The organism is Phaeodactylibacter xiamenensis (assembly GCF_000759025.1).
In the GTDB taxonomy this organism is placed as follows: domain Bacteria; phylum Bacteroidota; class Bacteroidia; order Chitinophagales; family Saprospiraceae; genus Phaeodactylibacter; species Phaeodactylibacter xiamenensis.
In genome coordinates, this window is the sequence record NZ_JPOS01000066.1 from 1 (window position 1) to 1,574 (window position 1,574).

A 1,574-nucleotide genomic window follows, 5' to 3' on the forward strand; every position below is an offset into this window, starting at 1 on the left:
TATTCCGGTCATGTGCGCGTATATGAATGGGATGAGACGGGCTGGTCCCAGCGAGGGGGCGATATAGATGGGGCGTCGGCTGGAGATATGTCCGGCAGTGCCGTATCCCTGAGTTCAGATGGCAGTGTGTTGGCCATCGGCGCGCCTAATAATGATGACAATGGTGATGATTCCGGCCATGTACGCGTGTATGAAGCTTGTATTAGTACTTGCGAGATCAGTGCAATAGCGGTATCCAATCTTTCCTCTTGTACGCCGGGCACCGATACCTATACTGCAGATGTGACGGTCAGCTTTCAGAGCGTACCAGCTACAGGCACCTTAGAACTGAGCGGCAGCGGGAGTGCAAGTGTGTCAGTGGGCGATTTGGATAGCCCAACGAGTCATGTATTTACAGGCGTAGAAATGCCTGCGGATGGTGAAGCTATAGACCTGTCCGTTACTTTTACGGATGCTACCTCCTGTGTTTTTACAGAGAGTAATGCGGGTACTGCCCCGGTTTCCTGCCAGAATTGCCTTTCTGAAAACACGCTGCAAATCACCACCATCCAATCTGCGCCCCCTTTGGTGCTGGACGAAAACGGGGAGTGGTTTACTGTTTACAACCCTACAGACTCAGTCGTTGATCTGAATGGCTATACTATCCTTGACGACGGCACCGACAGCCACTCCATCACCACTTCCCTCCTCCTCCCCGCCGGCGGCTCCATCACTCTCGGCAATAACGCCGATACCCTGACCAACGGGGGCGTCCACATCGACTATGCCTATGGCAGCGATATTACCCTCGATGATGAGGAAGATGAGATCGTACTGGTCTGCAGCGGCACAGAGGTGGCCCGCGCAGCGTACAGCGGCGGCTTGTTTGCGGGTTGTACGAATCCAACGGTGGCACTGGGAGCGGATGGCACGGTCTCCATAACGCCAGCGCAGGTCGAAGACGGCACGATGGCCCTCGACGGGCTGGCAGGGCTGTGGCTGGACGTAACGGACTTTGACTGCAGCAATCAGGGGCAGGACAACCCCGTGGAGCTGACCGTGGTGGATACAGATGGGGATACGAGTACCTGTATGGCGAATGTGTCCGTTATCGACAATATGGCACCAACGGCGGTTTGTGCCGATGTCACCATTGCACTGGACTCAGCAGGAACGGCCCTGCTCGTGGCTGACAGCCTGGATGGGGGCTCTACCGATAACTGCGCGACGAGCTTCACTTATGAGGCGAGTCAGGTGGCCTTTAGCTGCGATGACCTGGGCGAGCAGTCCGTTACGCTTACGGTCAGCGATGGCAGCCCGGATGCCGAATCGGGTAATTGTACCGCTACCGTCACGGTAGTGGATGATGCTGCGCCGGTGGCGGAGTGTCAGGATGCCGCTGTACAGCTTGATGCTGCGGGCATGGCTACGCTAAGCCCGGAAGCTGTGAATAATGGCTCTTACGATAATTGTACTCCGGCTCCGGGCCTGGTCCTGGAAGTCAGTCAAGATCAGTTTGACTGTGGGGACCTTGGGCAGCAAACGGTGAGCCTTTTTGTCAGCGATGGCAGCCCCAACTCCGGTTCCGGCAGCTG

1 protein-coding gene is annotated in these 1,574 nt (G+C 56.5%); it reads left to right on the plus strand.

What is annotated here, in order from left to right; genetic code table 11:
- A partial coding sequence (locus tag IX84_RS18400) for a lamin tail domain-containing protein (protein ID WP_044224081.1) occupies positions 1-1,574 on the plus strand: 1,574 nt, incomplete at both ends.